This window comes from Pseudochelatococcus sp. B33 (assembly GCF_053570585.1).
In genome coordinates this window covers 130,865-152,861 of the sequence record NZ_JBSEFH010000017.1, presented here as the reverse complement: position 1 = coordinate 152,861, position 21,997 = coordinate 130,865, and the positions used below count along the sequence as shown (strand labels likewise).

Sequence of the window (21,997 nt, the reverse complement as noted above, 5' to 3'; positions counted from 1 at the left end):
GTACAGGCCGAAGTTGATCGATCCCATGTTGAGCGAGGCGACCTCGGGCTTGAACTGCGCGGCGGGCCGCACGCGCTCCTCGACGCTCATGTAGGGACTGCCGCCGGTGGTGATGTTGATGGCGGCGTCGGTCTGCTGCTTGATGCGCGACAGGAAACGGCCGAAAGCCTCCGGCGTCTGGTCCGGCTTGCCGGTCTCGGGATCGCGCGCGTGAAGGTGGAGGATCGCCGCGCCGGCCTGCGCTGCGGCGAGCGCGTCGTCGATGATTTCATCCGGCGTGATCGGCAAATGCTCCGACATGGAGGGCGTATGGATCGCACCGGTGACGGCGCAGGTGATGATGACCTTGCGTGATCTGGCCACGTTAAACTCCCCGAATATAATATTTATTTATTGATCGATAATTTATTGTGGTGGTGCGTTTGTCAATTGAAATTGACTCAAGCCCCGCCCGCGATATCGACATGGGCGCCGCCGGAGCGGGCCGGGGAGGGAGATCATCGGGGCGCGTGGCGGCTTTCGGCGGGCCGGTATTCGGCCCTACATGGGGCCGCGGCGGCCGGATGCGAGCGTCACCACGAGCGGGATCGTGGTCGTGATCAGGATGGTGACGGCGCTCATCGCCATGCCGAGCCCCACCGATCCCTGATCGAACTGCCGCCAGATGAAGGTCGAGATCGTCGCCATGCCCACCGGCGCGAGCAGGATCGACGCGACGAGTTCACGCGTCGCGACGGCGAAGACGAGCAGCATCGCGGCAATCAGGCTCGGCAGCACCAGCGGCAGCAGGATGCGCCGGAAGGCCGTCAATGGCGATGCGCCGAAGACGCGCGCCGCCGCCTCAAGGTTGTCGCCCACCTGCCTGAACGCGGCGTTGGCGTAGCGCACGGTGTAGGGCAGCAGGATGCAGCAATAGGCCATCAGCAGGATCAGCGGCGTGTTGTAGGGCGTGACCGGCAGCCACGGCTGGTTCCACGCCAGGATGATGCCGACCGCCACCACGATGCCGGGAATGGCGTTGGGGACGACGGTCAGGGCATCGAGAAAGCCCTTGCCGCGAAAGCGCGTGCGCACCACGGTGTAGGATGTCGCGGCGCCGATCAGGCCGGTGAGCAGCGCCGTGACCGCGCCGAGGCTGAGGCTGTTGACGAGCGCCCGAAACGCGCCGTTCTCGTCGGCGGCGATGGCGCGGAAATGGCCGAGGCCGAGGTTGTCCGGCGAGAGGCCGCCGGAGAGCGTCTTCGACAGGGCGGTGGCGAAGATCGCGAACAGCGGCACGCCGACGGCAAGCAGGGTCACGACGGCGAAGGCGGCGACGACGGGAACGGCGAAGATGCCGAGCGGGCGCTTCTGGAACGCCTGCGGCTTGCCGCCCACCGTCTCGAAGGACCGGTTCGCGAGAATGCGCAGCTGGACGAGGAAGGCGCCGAGCGACATCATGACCAGCACCAGCGACAGTACCGCGGCGCCTTGCAGGTCGATGGGCCAGTCCGATACCCTGGTGTCGATGCCGGTCACCAGCACCTCGAAACCCGCCTGGCGGCCGAGCGCGGCCGGCGTGCCGTATTCCTCGATCGCCATGGCGAAGACGAGCAGCAGGCTCGCGGCAAGGCCGGGTAGCGAGAGGGGGAGCGTCACGCGGCGGAAGGCGGTGAAGGGCGAGGCGCCGAACACCCGGCCCACGTCCGCGTAGCGTCCGCCGATGGCCTCGACCGTGCGCGACACGGCGAAATAGACGACCGGGAACACCCCGAGCGTCATGACGAAAATCACGCCCCACAGCGAGAAGAGATAAGTGCCCGCGTCGAAGCCCGCGAGCTGCTTCAGATAGCCGTTGGGCTGCAGGGTCATGATCCAGCCGAGCGTCGCGATATAGGGCGGGATCATGAAGGGCACGAGCAGCAGCACGTCCCACAGCGGCGCCAGCGGCACACGAAACAGCGCTCGCAACACGGCGAGCGGCACGGCGACGAGCGCGGAACCCGCGACGACGCCGAGACCGAGCAGCAGCGTATTGGCCGCCATCCGCGGCAGCCCCGGCTCGGACAGGACCTTGCCGATCCCCTCCAGCGGCGCGGCGAGGGACCCCCGCCCCACGGCCGGGAAGATGGCCTGCAGGATGATGAACAGCAGCGGAACCGCCACGAGCACCATGAGCGCAAGCGCCGCTCCCCACACCACGGGGCCGGGGTTGCGCGTGGTTCCAGGGTTGCTCATGGCCCGCCTCGCCGCGTTGAAGAACTGCCGGATGAAAAGGAAGCGGCGCGTCCGCACAGGGCGCGCCGCGTGTGCCGTCGGGTCTTACTTCTTGGCGAAGATGGCGCCGAATTCCTTCAGGATCTCCGCGCGCTTGGCGTAGACCTGCGTGGAATCGATCTCGAGCAGCTTGAGATCCTTGATCAGCGGGCGGTCCGCCGCGATGTCGGTGCGGGCGGGGATCAGGAACGCCTTGGCGACCTGCGCCTGGCCCTCGTCCGACAGGATGTAGTCGACGAACTGCTTCGCCTCATCCTGGTTCTTGGACCAGTTGAGGATCACGACCGGACGCGGCGCGATCACGGTGCCGGAGGCGGGGAAGATCACCTCGACCGACTCACCCTTCTGCTGGCCGGCGAGCGAAATGTAGTCCACGGCGCCGAACACGGCGGCCTTGGCGCCCTGCAGCACCGGGTTGAGCGCGGCGGCGTTGGCGCCCGCGACCACGGCCCCGTTGGCGGCGAGGTCCTCGAACAGCTTCCAGTTGCCGGCAGCGCCGTTGAGCGCGGCGACGAGCTCGAACGACGCGCCCGACTGGGCGGGGTCGGGCAGCGTCACCAGATCCTTGAACGCCGGCTGCGTCAGGTCGGACCACTCGGCCGGCTTCGGCGTGCCGCTCTTGGGGTTCCAGACGATGGCGAGCGCCGAGATGCCCTGTGCAACCGCGGTGTCGGACTTGAGGAAATCCGGCACGTTCGCCGCGTTCGGGCTGGTGTAGGGCAGGAGCCACCCGCGCTCGGCGAAATCGGTCGCCGTGTCCCACGAGGCGGAGATCAGCACGTCGACCTGGGGATTGGCGGCCTCGGCCTCGATCCGGGCCATCACCTGCCCGGTTGTGCCCTGGAACACGTCGGCCTGGATGCCGGTCTTGTCCTTGAAGCCCTTGGCGAGAACGTTGATGAGGCCGGCGGGGCCGGCGGAATAGACGGTGACGTCCGCATGCGCACCGGTGGCGGCGGCAAGACCGGCAATGACGAAAGCAGCAAAACGCAGATGTCTGATCATGATGTTTCCCCGATAAGCTCAAGAAGATTGACGATAACCCGATGTAACGCTGCACTATGGGAGCGGGGTGACGTGCCGGCCGGGTGTCATGCCGGCAAACGCCATCCCGTTCCAATCGCTTGCCGACGCACGGTCGTTTCCCGCAGGCGGCTTTCGCTCGGCCTCGATCATGCATCCGCGAACCAGCGCAGCCGCTCCGGCAGGACGCGCACACCCGTACGCTCGCCGGCCCGCATGCGCTTGTCGCTGACGACCAGCACCTCCACCGGCTGCGCCTCCGCGGCCTGCGAGGGGCGATCGAGCGCGACGGTGACGAGATGATGTTCGCCACGAAACAGGCAGTGGCTCACCGTTCCGTCGCAGACGCCCGCGCCGGCTGCGGTGAGCGCGAGGGCGCGGCGGGCGAGCAGGACCCGGGCCTTCCCCCGGCCTGCGAAGGCAGGCGGCGGGGCGAGCGTGAGATCGGCATGCGCAAGCCGCCACGCGCCGCTTCCCTCCACCGCCGCGAAGACCGGGCCGAGATTGAGGAACACCGCCGTATCGGCGTCGGCCGGCGCGTCGACGAGTTCCTCCGGCGCCGCGTTCTGCACGATCCGGCCGCCGCGCATGATGGCGACGGAATCGGCCATGGCGAACGCCTCCCCCTGGTCGTGAGTGACGTAAAGGGCCGTGAGCCCGAGATCGCGCACCAGCGCGGCGAGTTCCGTCGAGAGCTGATCGCGCAATTCCTTGTCGAGATTCGACAGCGGCTCGTCGAACAGCACCAGACGCGGCTCGGCCACGATGGCGCGGGCGATGGCGACGCGCTGCTGCTGGCCGCCGGAGAGGGACGCGGGGCTGCGGCCCTCGAAACCGGCAAGGCCGACGAGCGCCAGCGCCTTCGCCACCCGCGCGCGCCGCTCGGCCGCCGCGACGCCGCGCATCTCCAGCGGAAAGGCGACATTGCCGCCGATCGACAGATGCGGCCACAGCGCGTAGTCCTGGAACACCATGCCGAGCCCGCGCCGCTCCGGCGGCACGAAGGCGCCGCTTTCGGCGTCGGCGACGACTGCGTCACCGATTCTGACGGTTCCCTCGGTGGGCGCCAGCAGACCGGCGACGATGCGCAGCAGGGTGGTCTTGCCGCAGCCCGAAGGGCCGAGCAGGGCCTGAATATGGCCGGGGGGCAGGGAGAGATCGATCTGCCGCAGGATCGCATTGCGCCCGAAGCTCAGCGCGACGTTCTCCACGGCAACGGCCGGTGCTGCGGCGGATATCGGGTCGGGATCGAGGTTGCGGTCGCTGTCTTGCGCAGCGTTCGGTATCATCGGCGGCAATCCGGCTGTACCCGAAGGCCGGCAGCCGGGAGCTGTCAAGCTTCAGGAATGGAAGGCGTTATCGCACTCGTCAGGGATCCGCTTGGCAGCGCGGACGTCGAATGGCGACAACTGGTGACTCACCAACGACATAAGCTCTAATTGTAACAAACTTGCGAACCCTCTGTCGGACATGCCGACCGGCAGCCCGCGCCGCCTCGGAAGGGACGCGGACTGCCGGCGGCGCAAGCCGTTGCTTTTCAGCGGTTCGACCGCGTGGCCGGGGCAGCGCCTATTCGGCCGGCTGCGGAAGACGGGCGGCGTCGGCCCGCTCGCCGGCGAGGCTGCGCTGGCCGACGGCCACGGTCAGCACCGTCGCCGCGCCCGCCACCACGGATACCCAGAAGCCGTTCTGCGCGCCGTAGTTGTCGACCACCCAGCCCGAGGCGAACGCGCCGAGCGCCATGCCGATACCGATCCCGGTCATGACCCAGGTCACGCCCTCCGTCAGCATGGACTCCGGCACGCGCCGCTCGATCAGGCCGAAAGCCGTGATGAAGGTCGGCGACACGGCGACGCCGCTCAGAAAGACGGCCACTGCGAGCAGCATGACCGAGCTGCCGGCCACGACCAGCGGCACGGCCGTGACGGCGAGAACGCTGACGGCGATCAGCATCTGGCGCTGCAGGGGCATCGTCGGGTTGACCGCGCCGAGGACGAGGCCGAGAACGAACGATCCGACGGCGTAGACGCCGATGACGAGGCTCGCCGCGCCCGGCTGGCCGAGTTCCTTCGTGATGGCGACCGAGCTCACCTCGGCCGTGGCGAAGATCGCGCCGACGAAGACGAGCGCCAGCGTGACGATCTGCACCGGGCGCAGCCGGATGGCCGATCCGCGCGGGGCGTCGAGGGCCGGCGCGCGCACCTTCGGCTCCGTTGACCGCTGCACCAGGAACGCAACCGTGCCGAGGGCGAGGAAGCCGGTGCTGGCCAGCATGCCGGCCTCCGGGAAGAGCGAGACCGCAAGGCCCACGGAAAGGGAAGCGCCCGAGATGTAGATCAACTCGTCCGCGGCCGACTCGAACGCGAAAGCGGTATTGAGTTCGGGCCGATCGCGAAAAATCTCGCTCCAGCGCGCCCGGACCATCGCCGATATGCTGGGCATCGTCGCCGCGACGAAGGCAAAGACGAACAGCGTCCAGACCGGCCAGTCCCGATTGACCGCCGCGATCAGCGCCAGAAACGCGGCGACCGACACGAACGCCGCCGGCGCGACGACGGCGGATTGGCCGAAGCGGTCCACGAGCCGCGATATCTGCGGCGACAGGAATGCATTCGTCAGGGCGAACGTCGCCGAAACGGCGCCCGCCAGCCAATACTCGCCGTGAGTCTGCGACAGCATGGCGACGATGCCGATGGGCGCCATCGCGATCGGCAGGCGGGCGACGAACGCCGCGGCCGAGAAGCCCTTCGCCCCCGGTGCACTGAAGATTTCTGCATAGGGATTCGACATTCGGGAAATTCCTTGATCAGCGACAGGTATCGCATATATACGTGACGTATGCGAATGAGATAGACACATACGTTGCGTATGTCAACTGAAATACGCGGCGTATGTGAAATTGGAGACGAAGGTGCGCAAGCCACGCAAGGAAATGATTGCCGAAACCCGGGCGAAGCTGATTGCCGCCGCGCGGCACGCTTTCGGCACCGTCGGCTATGCCGAAGCGTCCATGGACGACTTCACGGCCGAGGCGGGACTGACCCGTGGCGCGCTCTATCATCACTTCGGCGACAAGCAGGGGCTGCTGCGGGCGGTCATCGAGGAGATCGACAGGGAGATGACGGAGCGGCTGGAGGCGATCTCCGCCCGCGCGCCGACGCGCTGGCAGGGCGTCGTCGATGAGTGGATCGCCTATATCGAGATGGCGCTCGATCCCGAGATCCAGCGCATCATGTTCTGCGACGGCCCGGCGGTCCTCGGCGACATTTCGCAATGGCAGACCACCAGCGGCTGCATCACGGCGCTGAAGGAAAGCCTTGATCAGATCAAGGCCGACGGCGTGCTCGTCGATATCGACACGGAGGCCGCCGCACGGCTGATCAACGGTGCCGCCAGCCATGCCGCTATGTGGATCGCCGGTTCCGACAACCCCGAGGAGACGTCCAGAAGGGCGGTAGCGAGCTTCCGGCTGCTGCTTGAAGGGCTGCGCAAGGGGAGGAACTAGAGGCCGCTTTGTCTCACTCCGCGGGTCAATGCCTCAGCAGGTGGACCCCTTTCATGCGGGCCGCCTTGCGATCGAACGTCACCAGCCGGATGGCTCCGGCACGCCGCGCGGCTGCCGCGATCATGAGATCGGCAAAGCCAAGCCCTTCATCCCGATACTGAAACAAGGCAGCACCGGCGGCATCGGCGCCCTCCACCTCGATCTCGGGGGCGGCGAGCAATCCCTCCAGAGCCGCCCCGATCTCCGCCCGCGTGCATTTGTAGGCGCGCTCCAGCACCCAGACCAGCTCCACCATGACCTCGCGGCAGAGGAAACCCGGTTCATCCACGGTCAAACCGGCGATCGCCTCGTTGGCCGCGGCGGCTTGCGTGAGATCGTCCTGCATCAGGAACCGGACGAGGACATTGGTGTCGAGCGCGATCATTCCGCGGGATCGGCTCCCTCGGTCGCACCGGCCGCAATCGCCGCTTCCATATCCTCGAGACTGACCACCTTCCGGCCCGGCCGCGCCAGCAATCCGGCGAGGGCCGCCACCGGCCGCGCCTTCAGCAGGCGCACTTCGCCATTCAGGATGACATAGCGCACCCGATCACCGGGAACGAGTCCGAGCGCTGCCCGCACATCCTTGGGCAGCGTCGTCTGCCCCTTGGCCGTCACGGTGGATTGTCTCACCTCCGGTCTCCTTACTTATTCCGATATTGCATTACTATATGCGCAGGCGGATTACATCGCAAGCCCGGGCGCGTGTGCGGCCCTCTGCGCCGCACGTTCGGAGGACAGGCTGCGCAATCGCCGCGAAGTCTCGAACCAATATCGACATACGTCGACGATGGTTCACGACCCGACAGCTAAAGTAAAATCCGTTCTGATTAGGCTGGATCGTGTTCGCCGATTCTTGCTTTTGCGCAAATTCCGATCGATCGGATAAGTCCATTTGCAGGACGGGCGCGCTCCACAGGCGGTTTTATGGATTCCAGGCCCGGAACTCGTCAAAAACGGCCTGCAGCAGAGCGTCGACGAGGGAGGGATCGCAGCGGTCCGGATCGAACGCCGCCGTCAGCCTGGCGCCGTCGGCGACGATGGCCGGAAACGGCGCCGTCAGACGTCCGGCATCGATCAGGTCCGACAGCACCAGCGGCGGCCCGACGATGCAGCCGTGACCGGCGGCGGCGGCCTGCGCGGCGATGTAGAAATGCGGGGTCCGGCGCGTGTTGACGGGCCGGCCGATGCCGGCGGCCTCCAGCCAGGCCTCCAGTTCGCCGGGCCGCGTGTCGGCGACGAACACCGTCTCGGCCGCGATGCCGGCCGGCCCCGAGCGCTGCAGCGCCGCCACCCGCTCGGGCGGCGCGAGGAGCGTCAGCTGCTCGACGCCGAGCGCGCGCCGCTGCCAGCCTTCGGGGTGCCACGGCGTCCGCATGATGCCGATGTCGAACTGGGCGTGCTGCCAGTCGTCGGTGGTGTGAAGCGCCGTGACGCGCACCGGGCGTCCGCCCGCCGCCTCCTCGGCCGCCATCAGCCGTGGGATGATCCAATGGAACGCCAGCGTCGCGTTGGCCGCCAGCGTGATGACGCGCTGCTCGCTCTCGCGCGAAACGGCCTCCCAGCCGGCCTGGATCTGCTGCAATCCGGCGCCGACCGCCTGCGCGAGCTCGACCGCAAGGGGCGTCGGCCGCAGCCTGTGTCCCTTCTCGAACAGCGGCGCGCTCACGCCCTCCTGAAGCTGTGCGAGCTGCTTGCTCACCGCCCCCGGCGTCACACAAAGTTCATTGGCGGCTGCAACAATGTTGCCGGTACGTACGACCGCTTCGAGCGTCGCAAGCGCCCTCAGGGAAGGTAATCGACTCATTCATTTTACCTGAATTCAAATTGTGCAGAATATAAATCGCTTTCAATGGTTGGTAAAGAAATATATCTAGACCCCACAAACACGGATATGTGGGGAAATAACTTTGACAAAATTATCTATTACAATAAATAAACGCGAATATAAGCTTCCAATCGTGCCGGCTGTCGTTATCTGCTATGACGGGTTCGATCCCTCCTATCTGGCGGACGCGGCCGTCCGCGGGTTGTCGCCACGCCTCGTCGGCATGGCGGAACAGGGGTTCTACGCCAGCGCTCATGCGGCGATGCCGAGCTTCACCAATCCCAACAACGTGTCGATCATCTGCGGCGTGCCGCCCCGCGTTCACGGCGTCTCCGGCAACTACTGGTACGACCGGGAGACCGGCCGGGAAGTGATGATGACCGATGCCGGGCCATTACGGGCGCCGACGATCCTGGCCGGGCTCGGCGAGGCCGGCGTCAAGGTCGCGGCGGTGACGGCCAAGGACAAGCTGCGCAAGGTTCTCGCCGCCGGGCTCGCCGGGGAGGGCAGGCCCGGTATCGCCTTCTCGGCGGAAAACGCGGAATCGGCCACGCTTGCCGAGCATGGCATCACCGGCGGGGAAGCGCAGGCCGGCCTGCCCGTGCCGGACCGCTATTCGGCCGAACTCTCCCTGTTCGTGCTCGACGCCGGCCTGCGGCTGCTGGAGGGCGGCCGGGCGCAGGTGCTCTATCTGTCGCTGTCGGATTTCGCGCAGCATGCCTATGCCCCCGGCGCGCCGGAATCCGACGCCTTCATCCGCGCCGTCGACGCGCGGATCGGGGCGCTGCTCGATGCCGGGGCGGTGGTCGGCGTCGTCGCCGATCACGGCATGTCCGACCTGTCGCTGGCCGACGGCACACCGAACGTCCTCTATCTCGGCGATGTGCTGGATGCCCGCTACGGCGCGGGCACGACGCGGGTGATCTGCCCGATCACCGATCCGTTCGTGCGCCATCACGGCGCGCTCGGCGGCTTCGTGCGCATCCACGTGCTGGGCGCGCTCGACCACGGCGAGGTCCGCGATTTCGTCAGCCGCCTGCCGGGTGTCCAGCTCTCCCTGCTGCGCGCGGAGGCGTGCCGCCGGTTCGACCTTCCCGAAGAGCGGGAAGGGGATGTCGCCGTCGTTGCCGCCAAGGGCGTCGCGCTCGGCGCGCATCGGGACGCCCACGGGCTCGCCGAACTCGCCGGAACGCGGCTGCGCTCGCACGGCAGCCTGGCGGAGCGGGAGGTGCCCTTCGTCGTCTCTCACCCGCTTAACGCGGCCTATCGCGCCCGGGCGGCGACGCAGCAGCTCCACAACTACGACATTTTCGACTTCGTGCTGAACGGTACGCGTGAAGCGGAGGATTGAGACATGACAGGCCAACGCCGCGCGGTCGCGCTCATCCTGGATGGCTTGCGCCGTGACTTCGTCACCCCGGCGCTGATGCCGAACCTCGTCGCGCTGCGGCGGCGCGGTGTCTGGTGTGCCGGGCACCGTTCCGTGTTTCCGTCGGTGACGCGCGTGGTCTCGTCCAGCTTCGCCACCGGCTGCCGCCCGGCGCGCCATGGGCTCGCCGGCAATACGATCGCGATGGAGGAGGGCGGAAGGCTCGTCCTGTTCGATGCCGGCAAGCCGGAGTTCATCGCCGAGAAGCGGCGGCTGACCGGCTTCGCGCTGGCCGAGCCGACGCTCGCCGAGCGGCTCGCCGGTGCGGGCGGCGTCGTCGTGTTCAACAACGTCTCGCCGGGCGCGGCCTATCTGCACGATCCGCTCGGCCACGGCCACGTCTATCACCGCGCCGGCAGCTTCGCCCCCGGCCTTGCGCCGATCGAGGGCGAACGCGCGCTTGCCGTCGGCGGCGACCTCGACGGCGACTCCGCTGTCGTCGCGCGTTTCGTCACCGAGGCCATCCACGGTGGCGGGGCGGCGCTTTCCGTCGCCTGGCTCGGCCATCCGGATACGACCCAGCACGCGCACCCGCTCGGCTCGCCGCCGCATCACGAAGCCCTGCGCCGTGCCGACCTGCATGCCGGAGAGGTGATCGCGGCCGTGGACGCGGCGCGGGCGCGCGGCGAGGACATCCTGCTGCTCGTCGGCTCCGATCACGGCCACCAGACCATCGCGGCGATCGTGGACATCGAGGCGGAACTCGTCGCCGCCGGCCTGAAGGCCGCGCCGGGTTCCGGCGACATCGTGGTCGCGCCCAACGGCACCGCCGCGCTGATCTATGTCGCCGAGGAGGGCGAAGCGGCCATCGCGGCTCTGGGGGCCTATCTGGAAGCGCAGCCCTGGGCCGGGCGGGTCATCGGCCGCGAGAGCTTCGGCGCCTTCGGCGTGCCGGCCGGCGGAGGGCTCGCCTTCGCCGTCTCCATGGCGGCCGACGACGCGGCCGTCAACGCCTTCGGGGTTCCCGGCGTCAGCTACGGCGCGAAGCCCGCCGGCGGCAAGCCGGACCGCCTCGGATGCGGCCAGCACGGCGGGCTCGGCCGCTACGAGCAGTCGCCGGTGCTGATTCTCGACGGGCCCGGTTTCCCGGTCGATGCCGAGATCGGGGAAGAGACCTCCGCGATCGATATCGCGCCCACGCTCCTTGCCTTCCTCGGCCACGAGGCGGACGGTCTCGACGGCCGCCCGCTGCAATTCACCCCCGACCCCCACGATCAATCGAACGGACAGCCATGACCAGCTTCTTCAACGACCGCCGCCTCAACCGCCGCGGCTTCCTGGGCGCAGCTACCGCGTTCGCGGGCGCTCTCGCCTTCCTCCCCGAAGCCGCTCTCAGTCAGGACGCGCGCAAGGGCATCCTGCGATACGCGACGCTCGGCCTCGACACGTCCGACCCGCATCGCCACACGGGCAGCATCGCCGTTCAGCAGGCCTATGCCGAGGCGCTGACCTCCATCGCCGCCGACGGCTCCGTCGAGCCGTTCCTTGCCGAAAGCTTCGAAACGTCCGAGGACGGGCTGATCCATCGCTTCAAGCTGCGGGAGAACGTCAAATTCCACAACGGCGATGCCCTGACCGCCGCCGATGTCGCCGAGAATTTCGAGCGCGTGAAGACGAAGGTGAAGGGCGGCTGGCTCGTCACGGCGATGCAGCGCGTCGCGAAGCTGGAGACGCCGGATGCGACCACGCTCGTCGTGACGCTGGATGAGCCCTACGCTCCCTTCCTGAACCTGCTCTCCGAACTCTGGATCCTGTCACCCAAGTCCGACGGCTGGGAGGAGACGATCCGCACGCCGATCGGCACCGGCCCCTTCACCTTCGGCACCTGGCAGCCCAAGGTGAAGCTGGTGGCGCCGGCTTTCGCCGACTACTGGGGGGATGGCACGCCGTATGTCGAGGCGGTCGAGTTCGACCTGCGCGACGGCACGGACAAGAGCCTCGCCCTGCGGGCCGGCGACCTCGACATCATCAATGTCGAGCGCGATGCCGCCGGCGTGCTGGAGCAGGCCGGGGCGGCCACGATTACCGGCCTCAAGGACACGACGTGGTACTTCATCGCCTTCAACAACCGCAAGCCGCGCCCGCCCTTCGATGACGTGCGCGTGCGGCAGGCGCTGGCGCTCGCCGTCGACAAGACAGCGTTCACCCGCTTCGTCGGCGGCGACAACGGCGTCGTCACCAACCAGATCGTGGCGCCGGGCAACGTCTATTTCGATCAGGCGACCCACGATGCCGATCCGTTCCGCACGCCCGATCTCGACAAGGCACAGGCGCTGCTCGCCGAAGCCGGCGTGAACCCGGCCGACCACACGATCGAGTTCGTCTCCTGGCAGGATGCATACAGCCAGGTGGTCGTGCAGATGGTGCGCAAGCTCGGCTTCAAGGTGAACCACGTCGCGCTCGACGATATCGGTGCCCAGAACCGTCTTGGCCAGTACGACTGGGACATGAACGCCATGGGGTCGGGTCCGCGTTCGGACATCTTCCAGCGCTATGTCCGGCTGATGAGCGACGGCCCGAACCCGGTGCTCTGGGGCGGCATCCAGGATCCGGACCTCGACCGGCTGATCGACACGGCCGTCAAGGAGCCCGATCTCGCCAAGCGCAAGGCGGCCTATCTCGCGGCGTCGCAGCGCGTCACCGACAAGGGCTATTTCTACGTCCTCGGCCATGCGCCGAGCCTCATCGCCGTCCGCACGGGCGTGACGGGCTACGAGCCCGGCTTCACCTGGGCCTGCCACTGGGCGAGCGGGGGCGTCTCGCGCGCCCGCGTGGGCTGACGGTTGCGGGGGCCGCCATGTCGATCGAGGCAGATGCTCCGATGCACGCTCCGCAACGCGCGGCTGTGCCGCGCCGGCGCTGGCCGGCGGGCCTTGCCTGCGCGGCGGCCGTCGTCCTGCTGGCGATCGTCGTCGGCGTGGCGGCGCCGTGGCTGAGCGCGAATTCGCCGCTGGATCAGGATCTGCTCCAGCTCAATCAGGCGCCGGGCGGCGATTTTCCGCTCGGCACCGACCACCTCGGCCGCGACGTGTTCGCGCGGCTGCTCTACGGCGCACGCGAAACGCTGGCGATTGCCGTTGCGGGCACGCTGGTGGCCTTCGCCATCGGCGCGGGTTTCGTGCTGCCGGCGCTGTCCTTCGGGCGCTGGTCCGAGGCGGTGTTGTTCGCCGGGGTCGACCTCGTGCGCGCGCTGCCGGCGACATTGCTCGCCTTGCTGCTGATCGTCGGGTTCGGCAGCGGCGCCGGGCCGCTGATGCTGGCGCTCGGCATTTCGTTTGCCCCGCTCGTCGCCTATGTCACGCGTGCCGCCTACCACCGCGAGGCCGCGCGCGACTACGTCCAGGCCGCGGCCAGCTTCAGCGGCGGCAGACTGCACGTGCTCGGGCGCCACATCCTGCCGAACATCGCCGGGACGCTCGTCACCCAGGCGGCGATCATCCTGCCGCGCTGCATCGTCACGGAGTCCGTGCTCAGCTTCCTGGGCGTCGGCTCCTCGCCCGATACCCCGACGTGGGGCCGGATGATCGCGGACGCGAGCCGCTTCATCGAGCGCGCCCCGCACGCGATCCTCGCGCCGCTCGTCGCGCTGGTGCTGCTGACGCTCAGCTTTTCGGTGATCGGCAATCATCTGCGGCAGTGGCTCGATCCGGTGCGCGCCGGCGCGCGCGTGCCGGAGGCTACCAGCGTTTGAGGTCGGCATGGCACGCATCCTCTCCATCCTCGGCAGCCTGCTGCGCGGCCTCGTCCAGGCGGCCTGCATCGTGATGCTGACCTTCTTCCTGTGTCGGGTCATGCCCGGAGACGTGGTCGACGTGCTCGGCCTCGAGGGAGGGCTCAGTGCCGAGCAGCAGGCGCAGATGCGCCGGGATTTCGGGCTCGACAGGCCGCTGCCAGCGCAGTTCGGCGACTGGGTGGCGCATGCCGCCGCCGGCGATTTCGGCCGCTCGATCCGGTTCGACAGGCCGGTTTCCGAGATGCTGACCGCGGCGCTGCCGGTCACGGCGAAGCTCGGGGCGCTCAGCTTCGCGTTCGGCCTCGGCCTCGCGCTCCTGCTGGCGGTCGCGGCGACGGCGCGGCCCTCGCGCTGGCTCGACGGCGCGGTGGACGCCGTCAACACCTGGTCGATCGCGGTGCCCACCTTCTGCGCCGGCGTCGCGGCCATCCTCGTCTTCTCCGTCTGGCTCGGCTGGCTGCCGGTGATCGGCGGACTGCTGGTCCCGGTCGTTATCATCGGGCTCGACAATGCCGGGCAGATCGTCAAGGCGCTGCGCGAGGAGCTGAAGGAGGCGGCGATGCTGCCGCACGTGCGCACCGCGCGCGCCAAGGGCCTGTCGCCCTGGCGCATCGCCTGGGCGCACGTGACGCCGGCTGCGATGCCGATCGTGCTGGCCTTGTCCGGCCTCGTGCTCGGCGGGCTCGTCGCCGGCTCGCTGACCATGGAGGTGCTGTTCGCGCTGCCGGGGCTCGGCAGTCTGACGCTGAACGCCATCCACGGCCGCGACTACCCCGTCATCCTGGCCGCGGTCACGCTGATCGCGGTCGGTCTGGTGGCGATCAACACGATCGTCGACATGCTCCACCGTCTGGTCGATCCGAGGCTCGCCTGATGCAACCGGTTCTCGACGTCAAGGGTCTCGACATCACCATCGCCGGGCGGCGGGTGGTGCGCGACCTCACTTTCTCCATCGCTCCCGGCGAGACACTGGCGCTGATCGGCGAATCCGGTTCCGGCAAGTCGATGACCGCCTCGGCCATCATCGGGCTGCTGCCGCCCGGCGCGCGGCTTGCCGCGCAGTCGCGCCTCACCTTCGAGGGCAAGCCGCTGCGGCCGCAGGACGAGGCCGCGATGCGGCCCATTCGCGGCCGCGGCATCGGCATGGTCTTTCAGGATCCGATGAGCTGTCTCAACCCGTTCATGACCGTCGCCGCGCAGATCGGCGAGGCGCTGGAGCGGGCGGGCGTTCCGGGCGGAGAGGCGCGCCGCAGGCGGCTCATCGAACTCGCCGGGATGGTCGAGCTGCCCGATCCGGCGGCGATCGTGCGCCGCTATCCGCACGAGCTCTCCGGCGGCCAGCAGCAGCGCGTGATGCTCGCCATGGCGCTCGCCGCCCAGCCGCGCCTGCTCATCGCCGACGAAGTGACGAGTGCGTTGGACGCCACCGTCCAGGCCGAGATCCTGAGCCTGCTGAAACGGCTGCAGGAGGAACTCGGCAACGCCGTGCTCTTCATCACCCATGATCTCGCGGCCGCCGCCACGCTCGCGCACCGCGTGCTGGTGATGTACGCAGGCGCGCTCGTCGAGCAGGGGCCGGTCGGGACAGTGCTGTCCACTCCCCGGCAGGACTATACCCGCCAGCTCGTCTCGATCCGCCGGGTGCTGGCCTCGCCCGCGCCGCGAGGCGCTGCCAGAACGGCGGCAACGCCGGTGCTGCGGGTCGCCGACGTCGCCTACGACTATCCGGCCAAGCGGCTGCTGGGTCGCCCGTTCCCGGCGCTGCGCGGCGTGTCGCTCGACATCGCGCCGGGCGAGACGCTCGGGATCCTCGGCGAGTCCGGCTCCGGAAAGTCGACGCTGGCGCGGCTGGTGCTGGGGCTCGCCCGGCCCGGGAAGGGAGAGATCACGCTGTTCGATACACCGATCGCGCGGCTCCCCCGGCTCGATCGCGCCTTGCGCCGGCGCATCCAGATCATCTTCCAGAACCCCTACGGGGCGCTCAATCCGCGGCTGACGGTCGAGGCGTCGATGCGCGAGCCGCTCGAACTGCTGGGGCTCTCCGGGCCGGGGGACCGCCGCAGGCTGGAGCAGGCGCTGGACGACGTGCGTCTCGGCCCCGAGTACCTTTCCCGCTATCCGCACCAGCTCTCCGGCGGTCAGCGCCAGCGCGTCTGCATCGCCCGCGCCCTGCTGTCCGAACCCGAGCTGCTGGTCTGCGACGAGGTCGTTTCCGCGCTCGACGCGACGGTGCAGATGCAGGTCGTGGCCATGCTGAAGGCGATCCAGGCCGAGCGCAACTTCGCCATGATGTTCATCGGCCACGACATCGAGATCGTGCGCTGGGTCTCCGACCGGATCGCGGTCATGCACCGCGGGCGGATCGTCGAACAGGGCGCGGCGGGCGAGATCGTGCGGGCGCCGCGCGAGCCCTATACCCGGCGGCTGATCGCATCCATCCCGCGCCCGCTGATCGACGTTGGGGCCGCTCACCGGCTTTCCCTGTCGTAGATCTGCCCGGCTGCTGCCGGCTGCCGGCTTCTGCCGAAGAACCAGACGAGCACCATCAGCGATGCCGCGTAGGGCAGGATGAGGAATATCTGGTAGGGAATGTCGGGATTCGAGAACTGCAGCCGGAGCTGGAGCGCGTCGCAAAGGCCGAAGAACAGCGCGGCCGCCACCGCGCCGAGCGGATGCCAGCGGCCGAGGATCACCGCGGCGAGCGCAATGAACCCCTTGCCGGCGCTCATGCCCTCCGAGAACAGGTAGATCTGGCTGAGGACCAGGTGGCAGCCGCCGAGCGCCGCGAGCCCGCCGCTGAGCGCCAGCGCGGCATAGCGGACGCGCGTGACGTCGACACCGGACGAATCCGCGGCGCGGGGGTTCTCGCCGGCGGCGCGCAGGCTCAGGCCCGCATGGGTGCGGTAGACGACGAACGCCACCACCGCCGTCAGGACCGCCAGGGCGTAGACAAGGGGATCCTGCCGCAGCAGGGCATCCCCGATGACGGTTAGCCCCGGCAGGTCGAGCGCCGAGAAGCCGGGTACGCTGCCGCTCCGGCCTGCGAGCAGGCTGCGCGCCAGGAAGGCCGTCAGGCCGGCGGACAGCAGGTTGATGGCGATGCCGGCGACAAGCTGGTTGACACGAAACGTGATCGCCAGCAGCGCCAGCAGAAGGCCGCCGGCCATGCCGAGCGCCATACCGAGCACGCAGCCCGCGACCGGCGAGCCGGTGGCGAGGGCGCCTGCCGCCGCGCCGAAGGCGCCCATCAGCATCATGCCTTCCAGTCCGACATTGTAGACGCCGCTGCGTTCCGCGATCACGCCGCCGAGCGCGGCGAAGCCGATCGGCACCGCCAGACGGACGGCCGCGCCGAGCAGCAGGGCGACGGCGCCGGTGTCGAGAACCATATCCATCATTTGCTTTCCGGCCTTGAGAGTTGCATCGCGGGTGTGCTGTCCCGGCCCGTTCCGGAGACGAAGACGCGCAGCAGATCGAGCTTCCAGGCGAGGCTCGCCGCGACGAAGATGACGATGATGCCGACCATTGCCTCCACGACGCTGCCGTCGATGCCCGCCACGCGCTGCATCACGTTGGCGCCCGCTTGCAGGCCGGCCAGGAAGAAGGCGGACAGCGGGGCGAGGGCGGGGTTGGCGTTCGCCATGAAGGCGGCGACGATGCCGTCGAAGCCGTAGCCGGCGCTGAACAGATGGAACAGGCGATATTTGAGGCCGAGAACCTCGATGCCGCCGGCGAGGCCGGCCAACGCACCGCCCGCCGCCATGGACCAGACGATCTGGCGTCTGACGTCGATCCCGGCATAGCGGGCGGCATTCACGCTCCTGCCGGTGATGTCGAGCGCCATTCCGACCGGGGTTCGCAGGAAGACGACGGTGATCGCCGCGGCCGCGACGAGGCCGAAGACGACGCCGATGTGCGCATCGGTCTGCGGCAGCAGGATGGGCAGACGCAGCGCGGCCGGCACCTCATCCGAATAGGGATAGGGCGCGCCTTGCGCGATCATGGGTCCGCTCACCGCGTAGCTGACGATGTGGATCGCGATGAAGTTCATGAGCAGCGTCACGATCACCTCGTTGATCCCGCGCCAGGCGCGCAGCAATCCCGCCAGTGCCGCCCAGAGCGCGCCTCCCGCCATCGCCGCAAGGACGACGAGCGGCATCGCGACGACCACGGTAACGCCCTCGAGCCGCAGCGCCGCGACGGTGGCGAACAGGCCGCCGATATAGATCTGTCCCTCGCCGCCGATGTTGTAGAGGCCGGCGCGCAGGGGCACGATCACGGCGAGCGCGGCGAGCAGGATCGGTGAGGTCTTCACCAATGTGTTGGACAGCCCCCAGTAGTCGAGAAAGGCTTCCCGGAAGAGAAGGCCGTAGGCTGCGAGGGGATCGCCGCCGGCCGCGACGATGAGGACGGAGCTGACAAGCAGCGCTGCGGCGACCGCGAGGGGGATGCGCAGGCCGCTGGCGAGGTCGAGCAGGCGGTTCATGCGGCTTCTCCGGTGCTGGTCCCCGTGGCCCCCGACATGAGGAGACCCGCGCGCTCGGCGGTGAGTTCGCCGGGCAGAAGCTCGCCGGTGATCCTGCCGCGAAAGATCATCGCGATGCGATCCGCCACCTCGGCGACGTGTTCGAGTTCCGTGGATATGTAGAGGATCGCGGTGCCGCGGTCGCGCTCATCGATCAGCTTGCGGTGAACGAACGCCACCGCGCCGATGTCGAGCCCCTTCGTGGCCTGCGCGACGACGAGGATATCGGGCCTGGCCTCGATCTCCCGGGCGAGGATGATCTTCTGCTGGTTGCCTCCCGACAGATCCCGCGCGGCCTGCCGGATCGAGCGCGCGCGCACGTCGTAGCGCTCCATCAGGTCGGCGGCGTTCCTGGCGATGCGCCCGTGGTCGAGGAGGCCGAGGCGGGCGAACGGTGGGCGGCGGAAGGATCTGAGCGCGAAGTTCAAGGCGATGGAGTGGTCGAGCACCAGCCCCGTGCCGTGGCGATCCTCGGGCACGAACCCGATCCGGGCGATCCGGTGCCGCAAGTCGGCCGTGAGCCCGGTGACGTCCCGGCCCCCGGCGAGGATCCGGCCGGCCTCCAGGGGCCTCAGCCCGCAGATCGCCTCTGCGAGTTCCTGCTGGCCATTGCCGTCCACGCCGGCGAGGCCGAGTATCTCGCCCCGCCGCACGGCGATGGACAGGTTGTCGAGGGCGATCGCGCCGCGGTCGTTGCGGACCGTCAGATCACGGCATTCGAGCACGACCGCGCCCGCCTCGCCGCGCCGCGCCACGGTCGGCGCAGCCACGTCCCGGCCTACCATCAGCCTCGAAAGCTCGCGCGGATCGGTCTCGGCGACGCGCCGGCCCGCAACCACGCGCCCCTGCCGCATCACCGTGACGTCGTCCGCCAGCGCCATGACCTCGTCGAGCTTGTGGGTGACGAACAGGATCGTCTTGCCGCTGTCGCGCAGAACGCGCATGCGTTGCAGGAAGGCGTCGACCTCGTTCGGCGCCAGCACGCTCGTCGGCTCATCCAGCACGAGGATGTTCGCGCCACGATAGAGCACCTTGAGGATCTCGACACGCTGGCGCATCCCCATGGACAGCCGCCAGACCTCCTGCGCCGGATCGATCGCCAGTCCGTAGGACTCGCTCATCCGCGCGATGTCCCGCGCGTGCCGGCGCAGCCCGATCAGCGACGCGCTCCGGTCGGTGCCGAGCAGGATGTTCTCCGCCACCGTCAGCGCCTCGGCCAGATGCACGTGCTGATGGATCATGCCGATGCCATTGGCGATGGCGTCGGAGGGAGAGCGCAGGTGTACGGCCTTCCCGTCGATGCATATCGACCCTTCGGTCGGCCGGTACAGGCCGTAGAGCACGTTCATCAGCGTCGTCTTGCCGGCGCCGTTCTCGCCGAGAACGGCGCGCACGGTGCCGCGCTCGACCGAGAGATCGACTTGGCTGAGCGCTGTGAAGTCGCCGAATTTCTTGCTGATTCCGTCGAGGACGAGGAAACTCAACCCATGACTCCCTTGGTGGTGACGGGGCGCGAAACAGGCCGGTGCCCGGCGCGGCGCCGGATGCCGGGAAGCGTCAGCGCAGCGTGCAGAAAAATGGGGGCCACTTTTCGTCGACAAAGCTGCGCAAACTCAGGAACCTACGCCGGTTCGATCGTCAACTCGCCGGCTTTGATCCTGGCCGCGAGCGCTTCGATTTCCTTCACGATCTCGGGCGGGATGTCCGGGTGGTAGCTGCCGAGCCGCACGGTATCCGGCTGGTTCAGGTCGAACTTGTAGTTCCTGCCCTCGAGCCCTTCGGACTTGGCCGTGCTCAGCAGTGAAACGATCAGCGCCTTCACGTCGAGAATCGACGACTGCAGCATGATGTCCGGCCATTTCGATATGGCGTCGTAGTACAGCCCGAACGCCCTGGCGCCTTTCTCCCTGACGGCCTGCAGGGCGCCCTGGGTGGCGCTGTCCATGGTCGGCCAGATGATGTCGGCGCCCTGGCCGATCAGGGTGAGCGCGGCCTCCTTGCCCTTGGCGACGTCTTCCCAGTCGCCGGTCCAGGTGGAGAATACCTGGCCGTCCGGCCTCGCCGCCCTGAAGCCCGCCTCGAAGCCGGCCACCGTGTCGTTGGTGAACTTGAACTGCTGCGCCTGGACGAGCCCGACCTTTCCGGTCTTGGTGAGGCGTCCGGCGAGGAAGCCCAGGAGATAGGCGGGCTGGCTGAAGTAGAAATCCGCCGTGGTGACGTTGCCTGCTGCGCGAAGGCCGTTGGTGACGATGAAACGGGTATCGGGGAAGCGCGCCGCGACCCTGTCGACCGCATCCTGGAACTCGCCGCCGTGGCCGATCACGTGGGTGAACCCGCGCCGCGCGTAGTCGGACAGGCTTTCGACATGGTCGGGCTGCGCGACCTTCTCGCTGTACGCGGTCTCGATGCCGAGCTTCTCGGCGGCGGCGATCAGCGCTTCATAGCCCGACTGGCTCCAGCCATGATCCGTGATCGGTCCGGGCATGACGATCGCCACTTTCATGTCGGCTGCGGATGCCGGGCGGGCGAGGATGAGGGCCGGCGCCGCGATGGCGGCGGCTCCCAGCAAGGTGCGCCTTGTGAAACTCATCGATGTTCCCCATGCTGTTATGCGCCGGCTCGATTGCCGGCCGCCTTCTTCTGCGCAGTAGAACTTTCACAGACGCGATCGCTCAAATGAGCACTTCTCAGCCCCGGTTGAACCCGGGGCAACACACGGCTTGATCCCCGTCGGCAGGACCAATCTGAGTGCATTCTCCTTTTCGGCACGCCGACGGCGCGCGAGCAGCCCGACCGCGTCCCCGGCGGTTCCTCCTTGGGCCCGGCGGTGGCGCTCGCCACCGTCTGGGCATCGCGCTTGTGACCCGGCTCTTTTTCTTCATAACCCCCTGAGATTATCCCAATGGCGGATTGCGCCCTTTGGCGTTTAGCTCGGTCGAGAAAACGGAGGCACGACACAAACGGAGGCGAGTCCATGGCGCCAGTCGCACCCGGCCGCTCAGGGCAGGACAACGACCACGAAGACCGGAACCATCCCATTGCACCCGACGGCACGCCGGAGGCGGGGCTGCTCTACGAGGTGCCGGCGCGGCGCGGGTGGGCCGTGCGCCTGCGGGCCGGGCAGGTGCTGACCATCGTCAACACGCACGGAACGCAGGTCTGCGACTTCTGGGCCTTTGCGGCCGGCGACGTGAGCGAGTTCGTCTCCCTGCCGCACTTTCACGCCGTGGCGAGCCGGCTGACGCCGCAGGTCGGAGACGGCCTGACCAGCAACCGGCGGCGGACGCTGCTGACGCTGGAGGAGGATACCTCGCCCGGCGTGCACGACACCGTCATCGCCGCCTGCGACATCCATCGCTACGAGCAGCTCGGCGCGCAGGGATATCACGACAACTGCACCGACAACCTCCACGCCGCGCTCGCGGCAATCGGGATAACCCCGCCCTCGGTCCCGGCGCCGTTCAACATCTGGATGAACACGCCCGTGGCGGCGGACGGCTCGATCTCCTGGCTGGCGCCCGTTTCGCGGCAGGGCGACCGGGTGGCGCTGCGGGCCGATGTCGACGTGATCGCGGTGATGTCCGCCTGCCCGCAGGACATGGCGCCGATCAACGGCGAAGACCAGACCCCGAAAAGCATCGCCTTCCGCGTGGACTGAC

Annotated in this window: 20 protein-coding genes; 8 read left to right on the top strand and 12 right to left on the bottom strand. The window is 68.4% G+C overall.

Going from position 1 to position 21,997, the window contains the following annotated elements; all coding sequences use genetic code 11:
• From ACUSIJ_RS19240 to ACUSIJ_RS19220, 5 genes are all read right to left on the bottom strand, one after another.
• On the bottom strand, positions 1-363 hold a 363-nt coding region (locus tag ACUSIJ_RS19240), incomplete at its 3' end, for a 3-keto-5-aminohexanoate cleavage protein (protein WP_449310026.1).
• 177 nt (positions 364-540) lie between these two features.
• Positions 541-2,154 (bottom strand): ABC transporter permease, encoded by a 1,614-nt coding sequence (locus ACUSIJ_RS19235; protein WP_449310030.1) that lies wholly within the window; start codon positions 2,152-2,154, stop codon positions 541-543.
• 147 nt (positions 2,155-2,301) lie between these two features.
• Positions 2,302-3,261, bottom strand: a complete 960-nt coding sequence (locus tag ACUSIJ_RS19230) for an extracellular solute-binding protein (protein WP_449310025.1) — start codon at positions 3,259-3,261, stop codon at positions 2,302-2,304.
• Positions 3,262-3,428: 167 nt separating this feature from the next.
• Entirely contained in the window at positions 3,429-4,568 is a 1,140-nt protein-coding gene (locus tag ACUSIJ_RS19225; protein ID WP_449310024.1) for an ABC transporter ATP-binding protein, read from the bottom strand.
• A gap of 280 nt (positions 4,569-4,848) precedes the next feature.
• On the bottom strand, positions 4,849-6,069 hold the full coding sequence (locus ACUSIJ_RS19220) for an MFS transporter (protein ID WP_449310023.1): 1,221 nt from the start codon (positions 6,067-6,069) through the stop codon (positions 4,849-4,851).
• Positions 6,070-6,190: 121 nt separating this feature from the next.
• On the opposite strand from ACUSIJ_RS19220, the gene ACUSIJ_RS19215 reads away from it, so the two are divergent.
• A complete protein-coding gene (locus ACUSIJ_RS19215; RefSeq protein WP_449310022.1) occupies positions 6,191-6,784 on the top strand; it encodes a TetR/AcrR family transcriptional regulator in 594 nt (197 codons plus the stop codon).
• A 25-nt stretch (positions 6,785-6,809) separates the two neighbouring features.
• Here the strand turns inward: ACUSIJ_RS19215 and ACUSIJ_RS19210 are convergent, their stop codons facing one another.
• The 3 genes from ACUSIJ_RS19210 to ACUSIJ_RS19200 all read right to left on the bottom strand — a co-directional run bounded on the left by ACUSIJ_RS19210 (position 6,810) and on the right by ACUSIJ_RS19200 (position 8,630).
• On the bottom strand, positions 6,810-7,208 hold the full coding sequence (locus ACUSIJ_RS19210) for a PIN domain-containing protein (protein ID WP_449310021.1): 399 nt from the start codon (positions 7,206-7,208) through the stop codon (positions 6,810-6,812).
• Entirely contained in the window at positions 7,205-7,456 is a 252-nt protein-coding gene (locus ACUSIJ_RS19205; protein ID WP_449310020.1) for an AbrB/MazE/SpoVT family DNA-binding domain-containing protein, read from the bottom strand. Before ACUSIJ_RS19205 ends, ACUSIJ_RS19210 begins: the two co-directional genes overlap by 4 nt.
• 292 nt (positions 7,457-7,748) lie before the next feature.
• Positions 7,749-8,630, bottom strand: a complete 882-nt coding sequence (locus tag ACUSIJ_RS19200) for a LysR family transcriptional regulator (RefSeq protein ID WP_449310019.1) — start codon at positions 8,628-8,630, stop codon at positions 7,749-7,751.
• A 103-nt stretch (positions 8,631-8,733) separates the two neighbouring features.
• Here ACUSIJ_RS19200 and phnA point away from each other — a divergent pair, with 103 nt between their 5' ends.
• From phnA to ACUSIJ_RS19170, 6 genes are read left to right on the top strand one after another with little or no spacing between them, the layout of a single operon-like run.
• On the top strand, positions 8,734-10,002 hold the full coding sequence (gene phnA, locus ACUSIJ_RS19195) for a phosphonoacetate hydrolase (protein ID WP_449310018.1): 1,269 nt from the start codon (positions 8,734-8,736) through the stop codon (positions 10,000-10,002).
• Between the two features lie 3 nt (positions 10,003-10,005).
• Positions 10,006-11,316 (top strand): alkaline phosphatase family protein, encoded by a 1,311-nt coding sequence (locus ACUSIJ_RS19190; RefSeq protein ID WP_449310017.1) that lies wholly within the window; start codon positions 10,006-10,008, stop codon positions 11,314-11,316.
• A complete protein-coding gene (locus ACUSIJ_RS19185) occupies positions 11,313-12,860 on the top strand; it encodes an ABC transporter substrate-binding protein (RefSeq protein WP_449310016.1) in 1,548 nt (515 codons plus the stop codon). Before ACUSIJ_RS19190 ends, ACUSIJ_RS19185 begins: the two co-directional genes overlap by 4 nt.
• Positions 12,861-12,877: 17 nt before the next feature.
• Positions 12,878-13,771 (top strand): ABC transporter permease, encoded by an 894-nt coding sequence (locus tag ACUSIJ_RS19180; protein WP_449310015.1) that lies wholly within the window; start codon positions 12,878-12,880, stop codon positions 13,769-13,771.
• 7 nt (positions 13,772-13,778) lie between these two features.
• Positions 13,779-14,687: an ABC transporter permease gene (locus tag ACUSIJ_RS19175; protein ID WP_449310014.1), complete on the top strand. Its 909-nt coding sequence runs from the start codon at positions 13,779-13,781 to the stop codon at positions 14,685-14,687.
• Complete coding sequence (locus tag ACUSIJ_RS19170; RefSeq protein WP_449310013.1) at positions 14,687-16,303, top strand: dipeptide ABC transporter ATP-binding protein; 1,617 nt, start codon at positions 14,687-14,689, stop codon at positions 16,301-16,303. The genes ACUSIJ_RS19175 and ACUSIJ_RS19170 overlap by 1 nt, the downstream gene beginning before the upstream one ends.
• On the opposite strand, the gene ACUSIJ_RS19165 is transcribed toward ACUSIJ_RS19170, so the two are convergent.
• The 4 genes from ACUSIJ_RS19165 to ACUSIJ_RS19150 all read right to left on the bottom strand — a co-directional run bounded on the left by ACUSIJ_RS19165 (position 16,282) and on the right by ACUSIJ_RS19150 (position 20,928).
• Entirely contained in the window at positions 16,282-17,211 is a 930-nt protein-coding gene (locus ACUSIJ_RS19165) for an ABC transporter permease (protein ID WP_449310012.1), read from the bottom strand. The two genes, ACUSIJ_RS19170 and ACUSIJ_RS19165, sit on opposite strands and share 22 nt — an antisense overlap.
• On the bottom strand, positions 17,208-18,299 hold the full coding sequence (locus ACUSIJ_RS19160) for an ABC transporter permease (protein WP_449310011.1): 1,092 nt from the start codon (positions 18,297-18,299) through the stop codon (positions 17,208-17,210). The genes ACUSIJ_RS19165 and ACUSIJ_RS19160 overlap by 4 nt, the downstream gene beginning before the upstream one ends.
• Entirely contained in the window at positions 18,296-19,822 is a 1,527-nt protein-coding gene (locus tag ACUSIJ_RS19155; RefSeq protein WP_449310010.1) for an ABC transporter ATP-binding protein, read from the bottom strand. The genes ACUSIJ_RS19160 and ACUSIJ_RS19155 overlap by 4 nt, the downstream gene beginning before the upstream one ends.
• 137 nt (positions 19,823-19,959) lie before the next feature.
• Positions 19,960-20,928, bottom strand: coding sequence for a BMP family protein (locus ACUSIJ_RS19150; RefSeq protein ID WP_449310009.1), 969 nt, complete (start codon positions 20,926-20,928; stop codon positions 19,960-19,962).
• Positions 20,929-21,312: 384 nt separating this feature from the next.
• On the opposite strand from ACUSIJ_RS19150, the gene ACUSIJ_RS19145 reads away from it, so the two are divergent.
• Positions 21,313-21,996 carry a DUF1989 domain-containing protein gene (locus ACUSIJ_RS19145; RefSeq protein ID WP_449310008.1) on the top strand — a complete coding sequence of 228 codons (684 nt, stop codon included), beginning with the start codon at positions 21,313-21,315 and terminating at the stop codon, positions 21,994-21,996.
• The last annotated feature ends 1 nt before the right edge of the window (position 21,997 follow it).

Bases quoted from the DNA above. Each gene is read 5' to 3' on its own strand.
- ACUSIJ_RS19190 (WP_449310017.1), top strand. From the start codon at position 10,006: ATGACAGGCCAACGCCGCGCGGTCGCGCTCATCCTGGATGGCTTGCGC.
- ACUSIJ_RS19180 (WP_449310015.1), top strand. From the start codon at position 12,878: ATGTCGATCGAGGCAGATGCTCCGATGCACGCTCCGCAACGCGCGGCT.
- ACUSIJ_RS19185 (WP_449310016.1), top strand. From the start codon at position 11,313: ATGACCAGCTTCTTCAACGACCGCCGCCTCAACCGCCGCGGCTTCCTG.
- ACUSIJ_RS19160 (WP_449310011.1), bottom strand. From the start codon at position 18,299: ATGAACCGCCTGCTCGACCTCGCCAGCGGCCTGCGCATCCCCCTCGCG.
- ACUSIJ_RS19145 (WP_449310008.1), top strand. From the start codon at position 21,313: ATGGCGCCAGTCGCACCCGGCCGCTCAGGGCAGGACAACGACCACGAA.
- ACUSIJ_RS19225 (WP_449310024.1), bottom strand. From the start codon at position 4,568: ATGATACCGAACGCTGCGCAAGACAGCGACCGCAACCTCGATCCCGAC.
- ACUSIJ_RS19175 (WP_449310014.1), top strand. From the start codon at position 13,779: ATGGCACGCATCCTCTCCATCCTCGGCAGCCTGCTGCGCGGCCTCGTC.
- ACUSIJ_RS19210 (WP_449310021.1), bottom strand. From the start codon at position 7,208: ATGATCGCGCTCGACACCAATGTCCTCGTCCGGTTCCTGATGCAGGAC.
- ACUSIJ_RS19235 (WP_449310030.1), bottom strand. From the start codon at position 2,154: ATGGTGCTCGTGGCGGTTCCGCTGCTGTTCATCATCCTGCAGGCCATC.
- ACUSIJ_RS19170 (WP_449310013.1), top strand. From the start codon at position 14,687: ATGCAACCGGTTCTCGACGTCAAGGGTCTCGACATCACCATCGCCGGG.
- ACUSIJ_RS19150 (WP_449310009.1), bottom strand. From the start codon at position 20,928: ATGAGTTTCACAAGGCGCACCTTGCTGGGAGCCGCCGCCATCGCGGCG.
- ACUSIJ_RS19200 (WP_449310019.1), bottom strand. From the start codon at position 8,630: ATGAGTCGATTACCTTCCCTGAGGGCGCTTGCGACGCTCGAAGCGGTC.
- ACUSIJ_RS19230 (WP_449310025.1), bottom strand. From the start codon at position 3,261: ATGATCAGACATCTGCGTTTTGCTGCTTTCGTCATTGCCGGTCTTGCC.
- ACUSIJ_RS19220 (WP_449310023.1), bottom strand. From the start codon at position 6,069: ATGTCGAATCCCTATGCAGAAATCTTCAGTGCACCGGGGGCGAAGGGC.
- ACUSIJ_RS19165 (WP_449310012.1), bottom strand. From the start codon at position 17,211: ATGATGGATATGGTTCTCGACACCGGCGCCGTCGCCCTGCTGCTCGGC.